The organism is Agrobacterium larrymoorei (assembly GCF_037722385.1).
Taxonomy (GTDB): Bacteria; Pseudomonadota; Alphaproteobacteria; order Rhizobiales; family Rhizobiaceae; genus Agrobacterium; species Agrobacterium larrymoorei_C.
This window is the reverse complement of record NZ_JBBKAQ010000020.1, coordinates 245,387-264,641: the sequence shown is the minus strand read 5'-3', so window position 1 is coordinate 264,641 and position 19,255 is coordinate 245,387. Positions and strand designations below refer to the sequence as shown.

At 57.4% G+C, this 19,255-nt stretch carries 12 protein-coding genes and 1 tRNA gene; 11 read left to right on the top strand and 2 right to left on the bottom strand.

The genetic code is table 11. From position 1 onward, the window contains the following. Positions 1–22 precede the first annotated feature (22 nt). Complete coding sequence (locus tag WKI41_RS20225) at positions 23–655, bottom strand: TerC family protein (protein WP_062426609.1); 633 nt, start codon at positions 653–655, stop codon at positions 23–25. Between the two features lie 351 nt (positions 656–1,006). Here WKI41_RS20225 and tuf point away from each other — a divergent pair, with 351 nt between their 5' ends. Next, complete coding sequence (gene tuf / locus WKI41_RS20220; protein ID WP_111851116.1) at positions 1,007–2,182, top strand: elongation factor Tu; 1,176 nt, start codon at positions 1,007–1,009, stop codon at positions 2,180–2,182. 231 nt (positions 2,183–2,413) lie between these two features. On the opposite strand, the gene WKI41_RS20215 is transcribed toward tuf, so the two are convergent. Then, on the bottom strand, positions 2,414–4,429 hold the full coding sequence (locus WKI41_RS20215) for a methyl-accepting chemotaxis protein (protein WP_340195233.1): 2,016 nt from the start codon (positions 4,427–4,429) through the stop codon (positions 2,414–2,416). Positions 4,430–4,891: 462 nt separating this feature from the next. On the opposite strand from WKI41_RS20215, the gene WKI41_RS20210 reads away from it, so the two are divergent. The 10 genes from WKI41_RS20210 to WKI41_RS20165 all read left to right on the top strand — a co-directional run bounded on the left by WKI41_RS20210 (position 4,892) and on the right by WKI41_RS20165 (position 19,205). Next, positions 4,892–4,967, top strand: a tRNA-Trp gene (locus tag WKI41_RS20210). A 186-nt stretch (positions 4,968–5,153) separates the two neighbouring features. Then, positions 5,154–5,354, top strand: a complete 201-nt coding sequence (gene secE, locus WKI41_RS20205) for a preprotein translocase subunit SecE (protein WP_003523719.1) — start codon at positions 5,154–5,156, stop codon at positions 5,352–5,354. Positions 5,355–5,375: 21 nt separating this feature from the next. Next, positions 5,376–5,906 carry a transcription termination/antitermination protein NusG gene (nusG, locus tag WKI41_RS20200; protein ID WP_296075560.1) on the top strand — a complete coding sequence of 177 codons (531 nt, stop codon included), beginning with the start codon at positions 5,376–5,378 and terminating at the stop codon, positions 5,904–5,906. Positions 5,907–6,124: 218 nt separating this feature from the next. Beyond that, the gene (rplK, locus tag WKI41_RS20195; protein ID WP_027677153.1) at positions 6,125–6,556 is read left to right on the top strand and encodes a 50S ribosomal protein L11; all 432 of its coding nucleotides are present in this window, start codon (positions 6,125–6,127) and stop codon (positions 6,554–6,556) included. Between the two features lie 2 nt (positions 6,557–6,558). Continuing rightward, the gene (rplA, locus tag WKI41_RS20190) at positions 6,559–7,254 is read left to right on the top strand and encodes a 50S ribosomal protein L1 (protein WP_296075533.1); all 696 of its coding nucleotides are present in this window, start codon (positions 6,559–6,561) and stop codon (positions 7,252–7,254) included. A gap of 361 nt (positions 7,255–7,615) precedes the next feature. Continuing rightward, on the top strand, positions 7,616–8,134 hold the full coding sequence (gene rplJ, locus WKI41_RS20185; protein ID WP_296075535.1) for a 50S ribosomal protein L10: 519 nt from the start codon (positions 7,616–7,618) through the stop codon (positions 8,132–8,134). A gap of 58 nt (positions 8,135–8,192) precedes the next feature. After that, positions 8,193–8,570, top strand: a complete 378-nt coding sequence (rplL, locus tag WKI41_RS20180) for a 50S ribosomal protein L7/L12 (RefSeq protein WP_004442635.1) — start codon at positions 8,193–8,195, stop codon at positions 8,568–8,570. A 260-nt stretch (positions 8,571–8,830) separates the two neighbouring features. Then, entirely contained in the window at positions 8,831–12,970 is a 4,140-nt protein-coding gene (gene rpoB / locus WKI41_RS20175; protein ID WP_340195232.1) for a DNA-directed RNA polymerase subunit beta, read from the top strand. Between the two features lie 183 nt (positions 12,971–13,153). Next, the gene (gene rpoC, locus WKI41_RS20170) at positions 13,154–17,362 is read left to right on the top strand and encodes a DNA-directed RNA polymerase subunit beta' (protein ID WP_340195231.1); all 4,209 of its coding nucleotides are present in this window, start codon (positions 13,154–13,156) and stop codon (positions 17,360–17,362) included. 259 nt (positions 17,363–17,621) lie between these two features. Continuing rightward, a complete protein-coding gene (locus tag WKI41_RS20165; RefSeq protein ID WP_340195230.1) occupies positions 17,622–19,205 on the top strand; it encodes an ABC-F family ATP-binding cassette domain-containing protein in 1,584 nt (527 codons plus the stop codon). Positions 19,206–19,255 lie beyond the last annotated feature (50 nt).

Sequence of the window (19,255 nt, the reverse complement as noted above, 5' to 3'; positions counted from 1 at the left end):
TCAGGAAGGCGATCCTTCGCACTTAGCTGAAGTAAGGCTGGACATAGGGCCAGACTTCGACAGCGCCATGATAGAGCATGTTGAGCGCCACGTAGACGATGACCGCCAGGCCGACATACGAGATCCAGCGATAGCGGTGGAGCAACTTGGCAACGAAGTTGGCGGCCAGGCCCATCAGCGCAATCGACACGACGAGGCCGATAATAAGGACGGTTACGTGATCCTGCGCGGCACCGGCAACAGCCAGTACGTTGTCCAGCGACATGGAAACGTCGGCAATGACGATCTGCGTTGCGGCCTGGAAGAAGGTCTTGTGACCCTTGGTGAGATCGGCCTCAGCATCGGTGACCGTGTCTCCGGCAGAGGCGTTCTGTTCGCGAAGCTCGCTCCACATCTTCCAGCACACCCAGACGAGCAGGAGACCGCCGAAGAGCTGCAGGCCGACAATGGCAAGCAACTGTACGGTCAGTGCTGCGAAGGCGATGCGCAACACGGTTGCTGCGATGATGCCGACGAGGATTGCCTTGCGGCGTAGATGAGCGGGAAGGCCTGCCGCTGCTAGGCCGATGACGATGGCATTATCACCTGCCAGAACCAGGTCGATCGCAATGACCTGTAGAAAGGCGGTGAAGCCAGCTGCTGTAAAGATTTCCATTCTGTATCCCGAAGCGTAGGCGAGGGGGCCGCGCAAGGAGCGACGCCGAAGTGATGTGTTAAGAGTGGTAAAGCCTGTCTCAATCGCCGTATCCCCGTGGCGATTTCGGCTGGCAATATGACAGGAATTGATTTGACGTAAAGAGTGACCACCGCTCAGGGGTTCTGCCGAGCGATTAAAGTGGTTGATAACACGGCGGAACATCCCCATATGGCGCCAATCCTGCCGCTTTTGGCCGCCGTTTCCGCGCGTCGACAATTAAGTCTTGCGCATTCGGCTACAAAGCCTTAAACGGCGACACCAAACCGGTTCGCCGGGGAAACTACTTCACGTTCACAGGAAGCAATTCACATGGCAAAGAGCAAGTTTGAGCGGAATAAGCCGCACGTCAACATCGGCACGATCGGTCACGTTGACCACGGCAAGACGTCTTTGACTGCCGCGATCACGAAGTACTTCGGCGAGTTCAAGGCGTATGACCAGATCGACGCCGCTCCTGAAGAGAAGGCTCGTGGTATCACGATTTCGACGGCACACGTTGAGTATGAGACGCCTAACCGTCACTACGCTCACGTTGACTGCCCCGGCCACGCCGACTACGTGAAGAACATGATCACCGGTGCTGCCCAGATGGACGGCGCGATCCTGGTTTGCTCTGCTGCTGACGGCCCAATGCCGCAGACGCGCGAGCACATCCTGCTTGCTCGCCAGGTTGGCGTTCCGGCGATCGTCGTGTTCCTCAACAAGGTCGACCAGGTTGACGACGCAGAACTTCTCGAGCTCGTCGAGCTTGAAGTTCGCGAACTTCTGTCGTCCTACGACTTCCCAGGCGACGACATTCCGATCGTCAAGGGTTCGGCACTTGCCGCTCTCGAAGACAGCGACAAGAAGATCGGCGAAGACGCCATCCGCGAGCTGATGGCTCAGGTTGACGCCTACATCCCGACGCCTGAGCGTCCGATCGACCAGCCGTTCCTGATGCCGATCGAAGACGTGTTCTCGATCTCTGGTCGTGGTACGGTTGTGACGGGTCGCGTTGAGCGTGGTATCGTCAAGGTTGGTGAAGAAGTCGAAATCGTCGGCATTCGCGCGACGTCGAAGACGACTGTTACCGGCGTTGAAATGTTCCGCAAGCTGCTCGATCAGGGCCAGGCTGGCGACAACATCGGTGCACTGGTTCGTGGCGTACAGCGCGATGGCGTTGAGCGTGGTCAGATCCTTTGCAAGCCAGGTTCGGTCAAGCCGCACAAGAAGTTCATGGCAGAAGCCTACATCCTGACGAAGGAAGAAGGTGGCCGTCATACGCCGTTCTTCACGAACTACCGTCCGCAGTTCTACTTCCGTACGACTGACGTTACCGGTATCGTTTCGCTTCCAGAAGGCACGGAAATGGTTATGCCTGGCGACAACGTCACCGTTGAAGTCGAGCTGATCGTTCCGATCGCGATGGAAGAAAAGCTGCGCTTCGCTATCCGCGAAGGCGGCCGCACCGTCGGCGCCGGCATCGTTGCCTCGATCATCGAGTAATCTTTTCCCGCAACGGATTTGAGAAAGCCCCGCTGGCAACAGCGGGGCTTTTGCTTTTAGGTGTACTGGCGATCTTGCTCCGGCGGATCGGAGTGCTGATAAGCGGCCGTGTTGACGGGAGCGTCAAAAAAACATCCGATGAGAGGACCCACCGGATGCATATATTCAAAGACCGATGTTACGGGGATCGCCAGTCCGCCCTGTTGCGGACCGGCGTCGTTATCCCAATCTTCAGAACTCTTCCCAGTGACCGGGGGCGGCCGCAGCCGCTGTTCTTCCGCCGAACGCTTTGGTCAGTCTGCCGCCCAATGCGCGGGCTGGAGAAACGACTGGCGCCGCATCGATCGGTGCCGCGCGAAGGGCAGGGGCAGCATCGTCCAGCTTGAAGCGGGTGATGAGGCGAGCGAGATTGGATGCCTCATCGGCAAGGCGATTGGATGAGGCCGTCGATTCCTCCACCATGGCGGCATTCTGCTGTGTCATCTGATCCATGTGGTTGACGGCCGTGTTGACCTCCGACAATCCGGTGGACTGCTCACGTGCTGCGGTGGCGATCGAGTGGACGTGCTCGTTGATCTTGACCACATGGCTCTGGATCTGGCCGAGGGCTTCGCCCGTCGCCGTTACCAGCTTGACGCCGGACTGTACCTCGTCGCCGGAGCGGGAGATCAGCGTTTTGATTTCCTTGGCGGCGTGGGCTGAGCGCTGCGCAAGCTCGCGCACCTCCTGGGCGACGACGGCAAAGCCTTTGCCAGCTTCACCAGCGCGGGCGGCTTCAACGCCTGCATTGAGGGCAAGGAGATTGGTCTGGAAGGCGATCTCGTCGATGACGTTGATGATCTGACCGATTTCACCCGATGCCTGTTCGATGCGACCCATGGCCGAGACGGCATTCTGTACCACAGCGCTGGACTGTTCGGTCGAGCGGCGTGCCTCATCCACCATATGGCTGGCTTCCGTTGCGCGCTCGGTGGAGTTCTTCACCGCGGCGGTGATCTCCTCCAGCGCCGCAGATGTTTCTTCAAGAGAGGCAGCCTGTTGCTCTGTACGCTTGGACAATTCGCCGGAGGCCGTGCGCATTTCGCCTGCGCCACCATTGATGGTCTCGATCGCAATGCGAACCTGGCCCAAGAGGTGACGGAGGTTGGCCATGGTGTGATTGACGTTATCACGCAGTTCTGCAAACGCACCCTGGAAGTCGCCATGCATTCCAGCCGTCAGATCGCCTTCTGAAAGAGCAGAGATAACACGGCGGGTTTCTGCGACACCGCGATCGACGGAGGCGACCAGTTCATTTACCTGGGCCGCAAACCGGTCGAGATCGACATTGTCGTAGTTCTTGGTAATCCGCTTGGTAAAGTCGCCGGCCACTGCTGCGGAGACGACTTCCCCGATGTTGGATTGAAGGTCCGCACTCTTTGCCTGCAGCGCTGATTCCTGCGCGTTCAGTTCACGAACCTTGATGGCATTCTGCTTGAAGACTTCGACTGCACGGGCCATCTCTCCAAGTTCGTTCTTCAATTCGGTGAAAGGAACATCGACGTCGAGATCGCCATCGGCCAGCTTGCGCATGACGACCGTGGAACTGCCAACGGGCTCGGCAATGCCGCGATAAAGAGCAAAGCCGCCGAAAAGAGCGAAACCTGTGAGGCCGATCAGTCCGCCAATGTTCACCCAGTCGGAGTTGCTGACAGCTGCATCGCCGTCGGCGCTTCGCGCAGTCATCAGGGTGCGCTCCGTCTCCTGGATTTCAGCAATGGTGCCACGGATCTTGTCCATATAGGCCTTGCCCGCACCCTGAGCCTCCAACGCTCTGGCCTGCTCGGTGGTGGCCGTATTGCGCATCAGAGCAATCTCTTTTTCCGCAATGTTGGCGCGCCAGGCCTTCGCCTGTTCATCAAGAGCGGCAAGTCGTTGCTGCTGGGCGGGATTGTCCGCAGTCAGTTCCTTCACCTTGGCGAGGCCCGCCTCATAATCACTGATGCCGCCGCGATAGGGATCGAGGAATTCCTCCTTCCCCGCTATGAGGTAACCGCGCAAGCCCGTTTCCTGATTGACGATGGCAACCAGAATTCTATTTGTCGCCCGATAGACTTCATTGGTGTGCTGGATCCAGCCATTTGTATTGTCGATGAAATGGATGCTGCGATAATTGAGAATGCTGACCGTCGCCGCAACAACGATGAGAATCGCAAAGGTAAGTGTGATCTTGAGGGAGGTCTTCATATGTTGCAGTTGCTTCATCATGTGTCTTAGCCGCAAATGATCGAGGAGCCCTAATGCGAGCGACCCAGCATGACTAGACACCCGCACCGCCGAAAAGCGCGCGGGAAGCCATCATCTCTTCCTGCAGCATAGAAATGGTTATGAAGCGCCGCTACAACTCATTCGAGCGACATTGCCCTTCTGTCCAGTAAGAGGCGCAGCAAGACGATGCCGTAACGATGCGACACTGAAATTGGTTCACAAGAATCATCAATTTTTCTGCCAAGGCGATGGATATAGTTCGTAAATACTTTGTTAATACTTTAGAAGAACTATTTGCGGGAAGAGTGTTTGTGAATGTCCCGGCTTCTTCCCATCAATCGTCTCTGTGGGTCGTGAGACATTGGAAAAATGCAAAAAGACGCTTGCCAATCGCGGCGCGTCGCCGTAAAGGAGGCACACACCGAGCGGGCGAGGCGAATTGCTGAGTCTGGTTTGGTCTGAAGGGGTATAGCTCAGTTGGTAGAGCGGCGGTCTCCAAAACCGCAGGTCGTAAGTTCGAGCCTTACTGCCCCTGCCATTTCCTCACTCGCAAGCGCGCAATTTCGCTGCATGGCGATTGGGTGCCGGGTATCCGGCGAATTCACCGAATGTCGATTTGCTCTTGTTAAAAGGGGAATCGGCGTTTATGTAGGGTCAAAACAGACACGCGGTGCGTGGGGCTGATGAGTATCGGCTTTACGCGCCGTAATTGCGTGGGCAGTCAATGGCATCCAAAACCAACCCGTTTACGTTTCTGCAGCAGGTGCGCGCCGAAGCGTCGAAGATCACTTGGCCATCGCGCCGCGAGACCATGATTTCCACGGCAATGGTGCTGGTTATGGTCATTTTCGCGGCTCTGTTCTTCTTTGCGGCAGATCAGCTCATCGGCTGGTTGCTCAGCCTCGTGCTGAACGTCGGCCGCTAACGAATTGAACGGAGAACTATAATGGCAGCGCGTTGGTATATCGTTCAGGCTTACTCGAATTTCGAGAAGAAGGTCGCTGAATCGATCGAAGAGAAGGTTCGCCAGAAGGGTCTGGACCATTTGTTCGAGAAAATCCTCGTTCCGACCGAAAAGGTCGTCGAGGTGCGTCGTGGTCGCAAGGTCGATAGCGAGCGCAAGTTCTTTCCAGGTTATGTGCTTGTGCGCGCCAACCTGACGGATGAGGCCTATCACCTCATCAAGAATACGCCGAAGGTCACCGGCTTCCTCGGTTCCGACAATAAGCCGGTTCCGATCCCTGACTCTGAAGCTGATCGTATCCTTGGTCAGGTTCAGGAAGGTGTCGAGCGCCCGAAGTCTTCGGTCTCGTTCGAAATCGGTGAGCAGGTTCGCGTCTCCGACGGTCCGTTCGCATCGTTCAACGGTGTAGTTCAGGACGTCGATGAAGAGCGCTCGCGCCTCAAGGTCGAAGTTTCGATCTTCGGTCGCGCCACTCCGGTGGAGCTGGAATACAATCAGGTCGAAAAGGTCTGATCAAGTTTCGAAGGGCATTCGTGCCCTTCATCAAATACATCAGGACAATCGAGCAACGACTTGCTTTAAAATCCTGATGGGATGCGACCAAGGTCGCAGAACGCGTGGAAGATCGTCTGGCTCTTAAGCCGGGGCAGGGATCGGACCACGCAACCGCAGCCGCCGGATTTTCCGGCATATGGACCGGGCGACCGGTTCGATTTGAAAGGCAGAGAGTAATGGCTAAGAAAGTTGCAGGCCAGCTCAAGTTGCAGGTAAAGGCAGGATCGGCCAATCCGTCCCCGCCAATCGGACCTGCGCTTGGTCAGCGTGGCATTAACATCATGGAATTCTGCAAGGCGTTCAATGCCGCCACGCAGGAAATGGAAAAGGGTATGCCGATCCCGGTCGTCATCACCTATTACCAGGACAAGTCCTTCACCTTCGTCATGAAGCAGCCGCCGATGACTTATTGGCTGAAGAAGGAAGCAAAGATCACCTCCGGTTCCAAGACGCCTGGTAAGGGCGCCAAGGTCGGCTCCATCACCAAGGCTCAGGTCAAGACGATCGCAGAAGCCAAGATGAAGGATCTGAACGCAGCCGACATCGAAGGCGCAATGGCAATGGTTGAGGGCTCTGCCCGCGCCATGGGCCTGGAAGTGGTAGGTTGATCATGGCTAAGCTTGCAAAGCGCGTACAGAAGACCCGTGAAGGTGTTGACCCGAACAAGCTCTACGTCCTGACCGACGCCATTTCGATGGTTAAGGAACGGGCTGTCGCCAAGTTCGACGAAACCATCGAAGTAGCGATGAACCTTGGCGTTGACCCACGTCACGCCGACCAGATGGTTCGTGGCGTTGTTAACCTGCCGAACGGCACAGGCCGCGACGTTCGCGTTGCTGTTTTTGCTCGTGGCGCCAAGGCTGATGAAGCCAAGGCTGCTGGCGCAGACATCGTTGGTGCCGAAGACCTGCTGGAAACGGTTCAGGGCGGCAAGATCGATTTTGATCGCGTTATCGCGACCCCTGACATGATGCCGCTCGTCGGTCGTCTCGGCAAGGTTCTCGGCCCGCGCGGCATGATGCCGAACCCGAAGGTCGGTACGGTTACGATGGATGTCGCTGGTGCCGTCAAGGCTTCCAAGGGCGGTGCTGTCGAGTTCCGCGTCGAAAAGGCCGGTATCGTTCACGCTGGCGTTGGCAAGGCTTCGTTCGATGCCAAGGCGCTGGAAGAGAACATCAAGGCTTTTGCTGACGCCGTCATCAAGGCCAAGCCTACGGGTGCAAAGGGCAACTACGTCAAGCGCGTAGCGATCTCCTCGACCATGGGCCCAGGCTTCAAGATCGACCCTTCGTCGGTAACGGCTTAAGTTGAATTCGCCGCGCTTCACATGAGGCGCGGCAACACAGATTTCCGGCTCGCAAGAGCTGGAAATTTCCGGGGCAACCCGGAATTCCTGTCCGAGATTGCAGGTGGTCGGTATCTTTCGGGATGTTGGCCTTAATCATTCAACCTGCATGAGACGGGTAAGAGCCCGGATTTTCGCATCGAGACGATGCTAAATAATCCGGTTCGAACCTGATGTGCCTGTGCCTGAAGCCGTTTGCGGCGACAGAGCGGGGGACAGGATCCTCAAGCGTCGCTTGGGATTTCGGCAACGAAAACCCTTGAGGCAAAGGCAAACCCGATGGGTACACATTCAATGTGTAGTCATCTACTGGAGACAGACAGTGGAAAGAGCGGAAAAACGCGAATTCGTCACGGAGCTGAACGAAGTCTTCAAGGCTTCCGGTTCAGTTGTCGTGGCCCACTATGCTGGTGTCACAGTTGCGCAGATGAACGATTTTCGTTCGAAAATGCGTGCTGCTGGCGGCACCGTCAAGGTCGCGAAGAACCGCCTGGCCAAGATCGCTCTTCAGGGTACGGAGTCGGAAGGGATGTCAGATCTCTTCAAGGGACAGACGCTGATTGCATACAGCACTGACCCTATGATTGCTCCGAAAGTCGTCATGGACTTCGCCAAGACTAACGACAAGGTCGTTGTACTGGGCGGCGCCATGGGCGCAACCACTCTGACAGCTGATGCAGTCAAGTCGCTTGCGACACTGCCTTCGCTGGACGAGCTGCGTGCGAAGCTGCTGGGCCTTCTCAATGCCCCGGCAACCCGCGTCGCAACGGTTGTGGCAGCACCGGCAAGTCAGCTTGCTCGTGTGTTCTCGGCTTACTCCAAGAAGGACGAAGCCGCTTAAGGCGGTTTTTCGCTGTAAATATTCAAACCGGTTCGAACCGAATTAAAGGAACTGAAAAATGGCTGATCTCGCAAAGATCGTAGAAGACCTCTCCTCGTTGACCGTTCTGGAAGCTGCTGAGCTTTCCAAGCTTCTCGAAGAGAAGTGGGGCGTTTCGGCTGCTGCTCCTGTAGCAGTTGCTGCTGCTGGTGGCGCTGCTGCCGCTGCTGCTCCTGAAGAAGAAAAGACCGAGTTCGACGTTATCCTGGTTGACGCTGGCGCCAACAAGATCAACGTCATCAAGGAAGTTCGTGGCATCACCGGCCTCGGCCTGAAGGAAGCTAAGGACCTCGTTGAAGGCGCTCCGAAGCCTGTCAAGGAAGCTGTTTCCAAGGCTGAAGCTGCTGACCTCAAGAAGAAGCTTGAAGACGCCGGCGCTAAGGTCGACGTTAAGTAATCTTTTTGATTGCTGGTGGGAGAAGGAAAATCCTTCTCCCATTATCGCTCTGTATGAAACCGATTACCCAAGAACCGCCTGAAAACGGTCCTTGGGTAATGGGTTCTTCAAGAGAATGGTTCCGAACCGGCTCATCAGGCAATCCGGCCTGATCGATCCGGGAAGTGGAACGAGATTGAATTTACCCATTATTCGACGGGGTCGACTGGCCATCGGTACCCGTCCGTTGCAGGCCCGGATGCAATTTTAAAGGAGCGACGATGGCTCAGACCCTTTCGTTTAACGGTCGTAGGCGCGTACGCAAGTTTTTCGGCAAAATTCCAGAAGTAGCGGAAATGCCGAACCTCATCGAGGTTCAGAAGGCTTCGTATGACCAATTCCTCATGGTTGACGAGCCCAAGGGCGGACGTCCCGACGAGGGATTGAATGCCGTATTCAAATCCGTATTCCCGATCACCGACTTCTCCGGCGCGTCCATGCTGGAATTCGTATCCTACGAATTCGAAGCACCGAAGTTCGACGTCGAGGAATGCCGTCAGCGCGATCTGACCTATGCAGCGCCGCTCAAGGTGACGCTGCGCCTCATCGTGTTCGATATCGACGAGGATACAGGCGCGAAGTCCATCAAGGACATCAAGGAACAGTCCGTGTACATGGGCGACATGCCGCTCATGACCAATAACGGCACGTTCATCGTCAACGGTACAGAGCGCGTTATCGTGTCTCAGATGCACCGTTCGCCGGGCGTGTTCTTCGACCACGACAAGGGCAAGAGCCACTCTTCCGGCAAGCTGCTCTTTGCTGCGCGCGTCATTCCTTATCGCGGTTCGTGGCTCGATATCGAGTTCGACGCCAAGGATGTCGTGTTCGCGCGTATCGACCGTCGCCGCAAGCTTCCGGTCACGTCGCTCCTCATGGCGCTTGGCATGGATGGCGAAGAAATCCTGTCGACATTCTACACCAAGGCGACCTACGCCCGTGAAGGCGATGGCTGGCGCATTCCGTTCCAGCCCGAGACGCTGAAGAATGCCAAGGTCATCACCGACATGATCGATGCCGACACCGGCGAAGTCGTTGTCGAAGGCGGCAAGAAGCTCACCCCGCGTCTTTTGCGCCAGTTGACCGAAAAGGGCCTGAAAGCTCTGAAGGCCAGCGACGAAGATCTGTACGGCAACTTCCTGGCGGAAGACATCGTCAACTACGAGACGGGTGAAATCTATCTCGAAGCCGGCGACGAAATCGACGACAAGGCCCTGACCGTCATTCTCGGTCATGGCTTCGACGAGATCTCCGTTCTCAACATCGACCACGTCAACGTTGGCGCCTATATCCGTAACACGCTTGCTGCAGACAAGAACGAGAACCGTCAGGACGCTCTGTTCGATATCTACCGCGTCATGCGTCCGGGCGAACCGCCGACCATGGATTCTGCGGAAGCCATGTTCAACTCGCTGTTCTTTGACGCCGAGCGATACGACCTTTCGGCCGTTGGTCGCGTCAAGATGAACATGCGTCTCGACCTCGACGTGGAAGACACCGTGCGCACGCTGCGCAAGGACGACATCCTGGCCGTGGTCAAGATGCTGGTCGAACTGCGTGACGGCAAGGGCGAAATCGACGACATCGACAACCTCGGCAACCGCCGCGTTCGTTCTGTCGGCGAGTTGATGGAAAACCAGTATCGTCTGGGCCTTCTGCGCATGGAACGCGCGATCAAGGAACGTATGTCCTCGATCGAAATTGACACCGTGATGCCGCAGGATCTGATCAACGCGAAGCCGGCAGCTGCTGCCGTTCGTGAATTCTTCGGCTCCTCGCAGCTGTCGCAGTTCATGGACCAGGTGAACCCGCTTTCGGAAATCACTCACAAGCGTCGTCTTTCGGCTCTTGGACCGGGTGGTCTTACACGCGAGCGTGCAGGCTTCGAAGTCCGCGACGTTCACCCGACCCACTACGGCCGTATTTGCCCGATCGAAACGCCGGAAGGCCCGAACATCGGTCTGATCAACAGCCTGGCCACGTTTGCCCGCGTCAATAAGTACGGCTTCATCGAAAGCCCGTACCGCAAGATCGTGGACGGCAAGGTCACCACCGACGTGATCTACCTCTCCGCCATGGAAGAGGCGAAGTATTACGTCGCGCAGGCCAATGCCGAGTTGGACGCTGAAGGCGCCTTTACGGAAGAATTCGTGGTTTGCCGTCATGCTGGCGAAGTTATGCTGGCTCCGCGTGATAACATCAACCTGATGGACGTTTCGCCGAAACAGCTGGTTTCGGTCGCCGCGGCTCTCATTCCGTTCCTCGAAAACGACGACGCCAACCGCGCGCTCATGGGCTCGAACATGCAGCGTCAGGCCGTTCCGCTTCTGCGTGCCGAGGCACCGTTCGTCGGTACCGGCATGGAACCGATCGTTGCCCGTGACTCCGGCGCTGCCATTGCAGCCCGTCGTGGCGGCGTGGTCGACCAGGTGGATGCGACGCGTATCGTTATCCGTGCAACGGAAGATCTCGATGCTGGCAAGTCCGGCGTTGACATCTACCGCCTGCAGAAGTTCCAGCGTTCCAACCAGAACACCTGCGTCAACCAGCGCCCGCTGGTCGCCGTCGGCGACGTTCTGAACAAGGGCGACATCATCGCGGACGGTCCTTCGACCGATCTCGGTGACCTGGCACTCGGCCGCAACGCGCTCGTCGCGTTCATGCCGTGGAACGGTTACAACTACGAAGACTCGATCCTGATGTCCGAGCGCATCGTCTCCGACGACGTGTTCACCTCCATCCACATCGAAGAATTCGAAGTGATGGCCCGCGACACCAAGCTTGGTCCTGAAGAAATCACGCGCGACATTCCGAATGTTTCGGAAGAAGCGCTGAAGAACCTCGACGAAGCAGGTATCGTTTACATCGGTGCGGAAGTTCAGCCTGGCGATATCCTCGTCGGCAAGATCACGCCGAAGGGCGAAAGCCCGATGACGCCTGAAGAAAAGCTTCTGCGCGCCATCTTCGGTGAAAAGGCTTCCGACGTTCGCGACACCTCCATGCGCATGCCTCCCGGCACGTTCGGTACGGTCGTCGAAGTTCGCGTGTTCAACCGTCACGGCGTCGAAAAGGACGAACGTGCGATGGCTATCGAGCGCGAGGAAATCGAGCGCCTGGCCAAGGACCGCGACGACGAACAGGCAATTCTGGACCGCAACGTCTATGGCCGTCTGGTCGACATGCTGCGCGGTCAGGTTTCGATCGCCGGTCCGAAGGGCTTCAAAAAGGGTGTTGAACTTTCCAACGCCGTCGTCTCCGAATACCCCCGCTCGCAGTGGTGGATGTTCGCGGTCGAGGACGAGAAGGTTCAGTCTGAGATCGAAGCTCTGCGTGGTCAGTACGACGAGTCCAAGTCGCGCCTTGAACAGCGCTTCATGGACAAGGTCGAAAAAGTCCAGCGCGGCGACGAAATGCCTCCGGGCGTCATGAAGATGGTCAAGGTCTTCGTGGCCGTTAAGCGCAAGATCCAGCCGGGCGACAAGATGGCCGGCCGTCACGGTAACAAGGGCGTCGTCTCGCGTATCGTGCCTGTCGAAGACATGCCGTTCCTGGAAGACGGTACGCATGTCGACATCTGCTTGAACCCGCTGGGCGTGCCTTCGCGCATGAATGTCGGTCAGATCCTCGAAACGCACCTCGCATGGGCTTGCGCCGGTATGGGCAAAAAGATCGGCGAGCTGCTCGACGAGTATCGCAAGACGATGGACATCACCGACCTGAAGAACGAGCTGACGGAAGTCTACGCGTCTGAGGCAAAGGACGAAGTGTCTTCCTTCGACGACGATGCGCTGGTGCGCCTGGCAGAGCAGTCCCGCAAGGGCGTCTCCATCGCAACACCGGTCTTCGACGGTGCGCATGAGCCCGACGTTGCTTCGATGCTGAAGCGCGCTGGTCTCAATGAGTCCGGTCAGTCGGTTCTCTATGACGGACGTACAGGTGAGGCTTTCGACCGCAAGGTGACTGTCGGCTACATGTACATGATCAAGCTGAACCACCTTGTCGACGACAAGATCCACGCTCGCTCGATCGGTCCTTACTCACTCGTTACCCAGCAGCCGCTGGGCGGAAAGGCGCAGTTCGGCGGTCAGCGCTTCGGGGAAATGGAAGTCTGGGCTCTGGAAGCTTACGGCGCAGCCTACACGCTGCAGGAAATGCTCACCGTCAAGTCTGACGACGTGGCGGGCCGCACCAAGGTTTACGAAGCGATCGTCCGTGGCGACGACACCTTCGAAGCCGGCATTCCGGAGAGCTTCAACGTTCTCGTCAAGGAAATGCGGTCTCTGGGCCTCTCCGTCGAGCTGGAAAATTCCAAGCTCGAAGAGCAGCAGGCTGGCGATCAGCTGCCTGACGCGGCGGAATAAGATCAGAAAAGGCAGGCGCTTCGAAACGAGCGCCTGCCAGCTTCGCTCACGGATGCGTGTTTGTGGGCGGACACTTTCGCCGCATTTTGCGGATAGATCCATGTTTGAAGCACTGGCCGGTCAGCCCGGGAAAGATCGCGCCAGATGCAAGCAAGGGGCTCCATCCCCTTAAGGAGACAAGGCATGAACCAAGAGGTCATGAATCTTTTCAACCCGCAGGTGCCTGCGCAGCATTTCGATTCCATCCGGATTTCGATCGCTTCGCCGGAGAAAATCCTGTCGTGGTCCTACGGTGAGATCAAGAAGCCGGAAACCATCAACTACCGTACGTTCAAGCCTGAGCGCGACGGTCTGTTCTGCGCGCGCATTTTCGGACCGATCAAGGACTACGAGTGCCTGTGCGGTAAGTACAAGCGCATGAAGTACAAGGGCATCATCTGCGAAAAGTGCGGCGTCGAAGTTACCCTGTCGCGCGTTCGCCGTGAGCGTATGGGCCATATCGAGCTTGCTGCTCCTGTTGCCCATATCTGGTTCCTGAAGTCGCTGCCTTCGCGTATCTCGACCCTGCTCGACATGACGCTGAAGGATGTAGAGCGCGTTCTCTACTTCGAAAACTACATCGTGACCGAGCCTGGCCTGACTTCGATGAAGCAGAACCAGCTTCTGTCCGAAGAAGAGTACATGATTGCTGTCGATGAATTCGGTGAAGACCAGTTCACGGCAATGATCGGTGCTGAAGCGATCTACGAAATGCTCGCTTCGATGGACCTCGAGAAAATCGCTGGCGACCTTCGTACGGACCTTGCTGAGACCACATCCGATCTCAAGCAGAAGAAGTTGATGAAGCGCCTGAAGATCGTCGAGAACTTCATGGAATCCGGCAACCGTCCGGAATGGATGATCATGAAGGTCGTTCCGGTGATCCCGCCGGATTTGCGTCCGCTGGTTCCGCTGGATGGCGGCCGCTTTGCGACGTCCGACCTGAACGATCTCTATCGTCGCGTCATCAACCGTAACAACCGTTTGAAGCGTCTTATCGAACTTCGCGCACCGGGTATCATCATCCGCAACGAAAAGCGTATGTTGCAGGAATCCGTTGACGCGCTGTTCGACAACGGTCGTCGCGGTCGCGTCATCACGGGTGCCAACAAGCGTCCGCTGAAGTCGCTCTCCGACATGCTCAAGGGCAAGCAGGGCCGCTTCCGCCAGAACCTTCTCGGCAAGCGCGTCGACTATTCCGGTCGTTCGGTCATCGTGACCGGTCCGGAACTGAAGCTGCACCAGTGCGGTCTGCCGAAGAAGATGGCGCTCGAACTGTTCAAGCCGTTCATCTATGCCCGCCTCGACGCGAAGGGTTACTCCTCCACCGTCAAGCAGGCCAAGAAGCTGGTCGAGAAAGAAAAGCCGGAAGTCTGGGATATCCTCGATGAGGTTATCCGCGAGCATCCTGTTCTTCTGAACCGCGCACCGACGCTGCACCGTCTGGGTATCCAGGCTTTCGAACCCACGCTGGTCGAAGGCAAGGCCATCCAGCTGCATCCGCTCGTCTGCACGGCGTTCAACGCCGACTTCGACGGTGACCAGATGGCTGTGCACGTTCCTCTGTCGCTCGAAGCGCAGCTGGAAGCACGCGTGCTGATGATGTCGACGAACAACATCCTGCACCCTGCAAACGGCGCACCGATCATCGTTCCTTCGCAGGACATGGTTCTCGGCCTCTACTACCTCTCGATCATGAACGAGCGCGAGCCCGGCGAAGGCATGGCCTTCTCCGACATGGGCGAACTGCATCATGCTCTTGAAAACAAGGTCGTGACGCTGCACGCGAAGATCCGTGGCCGCTTCAAGACCATGGATGCCGACGGCAAGCTGGTTTCCAAGATCTATGAAACGACGCCTGGACGCATGATCATCGGCGAACTTCTGCCGAAGAACGTGAACGTGCCTTTCGAGACCTGCAACCAGGAAATGACCAAGAAGAACATCTCCAAGATGATCGACACGGTCTACCGTCACTGCGGTCAGAAGGACACGGTCATTTTCTGCGACCGCATCATGCAGCTCGGCTTCACCCATGCCTGCCGCGCCGGTATTTCGTTCGGCAAGGACGACATGATCATTCCGGACACCAAGGCAAAGATCGTTGGCGACACCGAATCTCTGGTGAAGGAATACGAGCAGCAGTACAATGATGGTCTCATCACCCAGGGCGAAAAGTACAACAAGGTTGTCGACGCCTGGGGCAAGGCGACTGAAAAGGTCGCCGAAGAAATGATGGCGCGCATTAAGGCTGTGGAATTCGACCAGGAAACCGGTCGCCAGAAGCCGATGAACTCCATCTACATGATGAGCCACTCGGGTGCCCGCGGTTCACCGAACCAGATGCGTCAGCTCGGCGGTATGCGCGGCCTCATGGCCAAGCCATCGGGCGAGATCATCGAAACGCCGATCATCTCGAACTTCAAGGAAGGCCTGACCGTTAACGAGTACTTCAACTCGACCCACGGTGCCCGTAAGGGTCTTGCAGATACTGCCTTGAAGACGGCGAACTCCGGTTACCTGACACGTCGTCTCGTTGACGTCGCGCAGGACTGCATCGTCAACTCTCGTGATTGCGGCACCGACAAGGGCCTCACCATGACTGCCATCGTCGATGCCGGTCAGGTCGTTGCTTCGCTCGGCGCACGTATTCTCGGTCGTACCTCGCTTGACGACATCGACAACCCGGTTACAGGCGAGAACATCGTCAAGGCTGGCACACTGATCGATGAAGCCGACGTTGCTGCCATCGAGAAGGCTGGTATCCAGTCCGTTCGCATCCGTTCTGCTCTGACTTGCGAAATCCAGGTTGGCGTCTGCGGCGTCTGCTACGGTCGTGACCTTGCACGCGGTACGCCTGTCAACATGGGCGAAGCCGTTGGCGTCATCGCCGCTCAGTCGATTGGTGAGCCAGGCACGCAGCTGACCATGCGTACGTTCCACCTTGGTGGTACGGCTAACGTGGTTGACCAGTCGTTCCTGGAAGCGTCTTACGAAGGTACGATCCAGATCAAGAACCGCAACATCCTCCGCTCGTCGGAAGGTGTTCTCATCGCGATGGGCCGCAACATGTCGGTTACCATTCTCGATGAGCGTGGCGTTGAGCGTTCTTCGCAGCGCGTCGCTTACGGTTCGAAGCTGTTCGTCGATGATGGCGACAAGGTCAAGCGCGGTCAGCGTCTGGCAGAGTGGGACCCTTACACCCGCCCAATGATGACGGAAGTGGAAGGCACCGTTCACTTCGAAGATCTGGTCGATGGTCTCTCCGTTCTCGAAGCGACCGACGAATCCACGGGTATCACCAAGCGTCAGGTTATCGACTGGCGTTCGACACCACGTGGTTCGGATCTGAAGCCTGCGATCGTCATCAAGGATGCCTCCGGCGCAGTTGCCAAGCTGTCCCGTGGCGGCGAAGCGCGCTTCCAGCTGTCGGTGGATGCAATTCTGTCGGTCGAACCTGGTCAGAAGGTTTCCCAGGGTGACGTGCTTGCACGTTCGCCGCTGGAAAGCGCCAAGACCAAGGACATCACCGGTGGTCTGCCGCGCGTTGCCGAACTCTTCGAAGCGCGTCGTCCGAAGGATCACGCTATCATCGCCGAAATCGATGGTACCATCCGCCTCGGCCGCGACTACAAGAACAAGCGCCGCGTGATGATCGAGCCTGCAGAAGACGGCGTCGAGGCAGTCGAATACCTGATCCCGAAGGGCAAGCCCTTCCATCTTCAGGAAGGCGACTACATCGAGAAGGGTGAGTACATCCTCGACGGTAACCCCGCGCCGCACGACATTCTGGCGATCAAGGGCGTGGAGGCGCTCGCTTCCTACCTCGTGAACGAAATCCAGGAAGTCTATCGTCTGCAGGGCGTTGTCATCAACGATAAGCACATCGAAGTCATCGTTCGTCAGATGCTGCAGAAGGTTGAGATCACGGATGCCGGCGACAGCCAGTACATCGTGGGCGACAACGTCGACCGCATCGAGATGGAAGACAACAACGATCGTCTGATCGAAGAAGGCAAGAAGCCTGCTTATGGCGAACCGGTTCTTCTCGGTATCACCAAGGCATCGCTGCAGACGCCGTCATTCATCTCGGCCGCTTCGTTCCAGGAAACCACAAAGGTTCTCACGGAAGCTGCAATTGCCGGCAAGACGGACACGCTGCAGGGCCTCAAGGAAAACGTCATCGTCGGCCGCCTTATCCCGGCTGGTACCGGCGGCACCATGACGCAGATCCGCCGCATCGCGACGACCCGCGACGACCTCATCATCGAGGAGCGCAAGAAGAGCACGGGCTCTGCTTCCGCCAACCAGATGCTGCAGGACATGACGGATAAGGCACCGGCTGCCGAGTAAGGCAGCCAGGGCAGAGACCTCTCAAGGAGGTTCTCGCCAATGGACATAGAAACGCCCGGAGCAATCCGGGCGTTTTTCGTTTTGGCGCGGGCATGGAAAGCGGCCGTTTGCTCAGGATGTGCTTATACAAATTGATGTGACTTGAAGGATCGGGGTTAGAAGGCTATCTTGAACGCCTTCGATAGAGGACACATGACGACGATGGATTGGACACGCGCAACCACTTCACCCTTGGTTTTGCAGCGAGATGTTTTGTCCTATGGTTTCGTCAATTTCTCTTTCTGGTCTGTCCTGCATCAAGCCTGACGGCCAACCAGTTTTCACCAATATCGATTTCAATTTCACCGCCGAGCGAGTTGGGCTCGTCGGGCGCAATGGCGTTGGCAAAACCACGCTTCTGCGCGTCATCGCTGGCGATATGATCTCGCAGGGTGGCCGCGTCTCCGTTTCTGGCAAGGTCGCTTTGATGCGACAGGACGAGATGATCCGACCCGATGTAACCCTCTCAGATCTTTTTGGTCTACGCGAGGCACTAGCGCTCATCGAGCGCGCAGCTGCGGGGCAGGCGAGTGCCGAGGAACTGGCGGATGCCGATTGGACAGTTGGCGCAAGGATGGAGGCTGCACTCGAGCACTATGGTTTGGGTGCCGATCCGGAGACCCCGCTTGCCAAGCTGTCTGGCGGACAGCGCGTGCGTGCTTCACTTGCAGCTATCCTTCTAGCAGAGCCGGATTTTCTACTCCTCGACGAGCCGACCAATAATCTCGATCGGGCAGGGCGGGACATGGTGATCGAGCTTGTTCGTCAGTGGCGGCGTGGCGCCATCGTGGTCAGCCATGATCGGGAATTGCTGGAAGAGATGGACGCGATCGCCGAACTGACGTCGCTTGGGATTTCCCGCTATGGCGGCGGCTACAGCGCTTATCTGGAGCTGAAGCAAAAGGAACTGGATGCGGCGACACATGATCTGTCGCAGGCGGAAAGAGTTAGCCGAGAAGTGGCGCAGCGAGCCCAACAGGCTGCGGAGCGAAAAGCCCGCAAGGACAGTGCCGGTGCGAGGAGCCGGTCAATGGGCGATCAGCCGAAGATACTGATGGACGCAGCGAAAGGCCGTGCAGAAGCATCCGGCGGGGCAGGTGCGCGCCTGCGCGACGCCAGACGTGAGACCTCGGAGGCTGCAGTTTCGGCTGCACGATCTCGCATCGAGGTGCTTCAGCCAATCCGGATGGACATCCCCCGAACTGGCTTGGTTGCCGGCAAAGGCGTCCTTCGGCTGCAGGACGTTTCGGCTGGGTATGATCTGTTGCGCCCCCTCATTTGCGAGTTTTCCCTCTCGATGACCGGGCCGGAGCGTGTCGTTCTTGCGGGACCAAATGGCAGCGGAAAGACGACGCTGCTGAAACTGATTTGCGGCGAGATGGCACCGTCCTGCGGCGTAATCGATATGCTGGTGCCGTTCGCCGTTCTGGATCAGCATGTCCGGTGTCTTCGCGACGAGCTGACGTTGCTTGACAATTTCCGGCAGATCCATGCTGAGGCGGAAGATCGAGAAGCCTATGCCGCGCTTGCCCGGTTCAAATTTCGCGCAGACGATGCTCTGCGCATGGCCGACACGTTGAGTGGCGGCGAACGCGTGCGCGCCGGGCTCGCCTGCACAATTGGCGCGGTGACACCGCCACAGTTGCTGATCCTCGACGAGCCGACCAATCATCTCGATCTGGATGGGATCGCAGCTCTCGAGGCGGCGTTGGCGGCCTATGACGGAGCCGTCTTGGCCGTAAGCCACGACGAAGCATTCGTGAAAGCGCTCAATCCAGATAGGGTAATACAGCTCAGTAGATAAATCGCCGCTTTGTTGACGGGCGTCTGGAACCATATCCGTCTTTTCAAGTT

Bases quoted from the DNA above. Each gene is read 5' to 3' on its own strand.
- secE (WP_003523719.1), top strand. From the start codon at position 5,154: ATGGCATCCAAAACCAACCCGTTTACGTTTCTGCAGCAGGTGCGCGCC.
- WKI41_RS20215 (WP_340195233.1), bottom strand. From the start codon at position 4,429: ATGATGAAGCAACTGCAACATATGAAGACCTCCCTCAAGATCACACTT.
- nusG (WP_296075560.1), top strand. From the start codon at position 5,376: ATGGCAGCGCGTTGGTATATCGTTCAGGCTTACTCGAATTTCGAGAAG.
- WKI41_RS20165 (WP_340195230.1), top strand. From the start codon at position 17,622: ATGGTTTCGTCAATTTCTCTTTCTGGTCTGTCCTGCATCAAGCCTGAC.
- rplK (WP_027677153.1), top strand. From the start codon at position 6,125: ATGGCTAAGAAAGTTGCAGGCCAGCTCAAGTTGCAGGTAAAGGCAGGA.
- tuf (WP_111851116.1), top strand. From the start codon at position 1,007: ATGGCAAAGAGCAAGTTTGAGCGGAATAAGCCGCACGTCAACATCGGC.
- rpoC (WP_340195231.1), top strand. From the start codon at position 13,154: ATGAACCAAGAGGTCATGAATCTTTTCAACCCGCAGGTGCCTGCGCAG.
- WKI41_RS20225 (WP_062426609.1), bottom strand. From the start codon at position 655: ATGGAAATCTTTACAGCAGCTGGCTTCACCGCCTTTCTACAGGTCATT.
- rplA (WP_296075533.1), top strand. From the start codon at position 6,559: ATGGCTAAGCTTGCAAAGCGCGTACAGAAGACCCGTGAAGGTGTTGAC.
- rpoB (WP_340195232.1), top strand. From the start codon at position 8,831: ATGGCTCAGACCCTTTCGTTTAACGGTCGTAGGCGCGTACGCAAGTTT.
- rplL (WP_004442635.1), top strand. From the start codon at position 8,193: ATGGCTGATCTCGCAAAGATCGTAGAAGACCTCTCCTCGTTGACCGTT.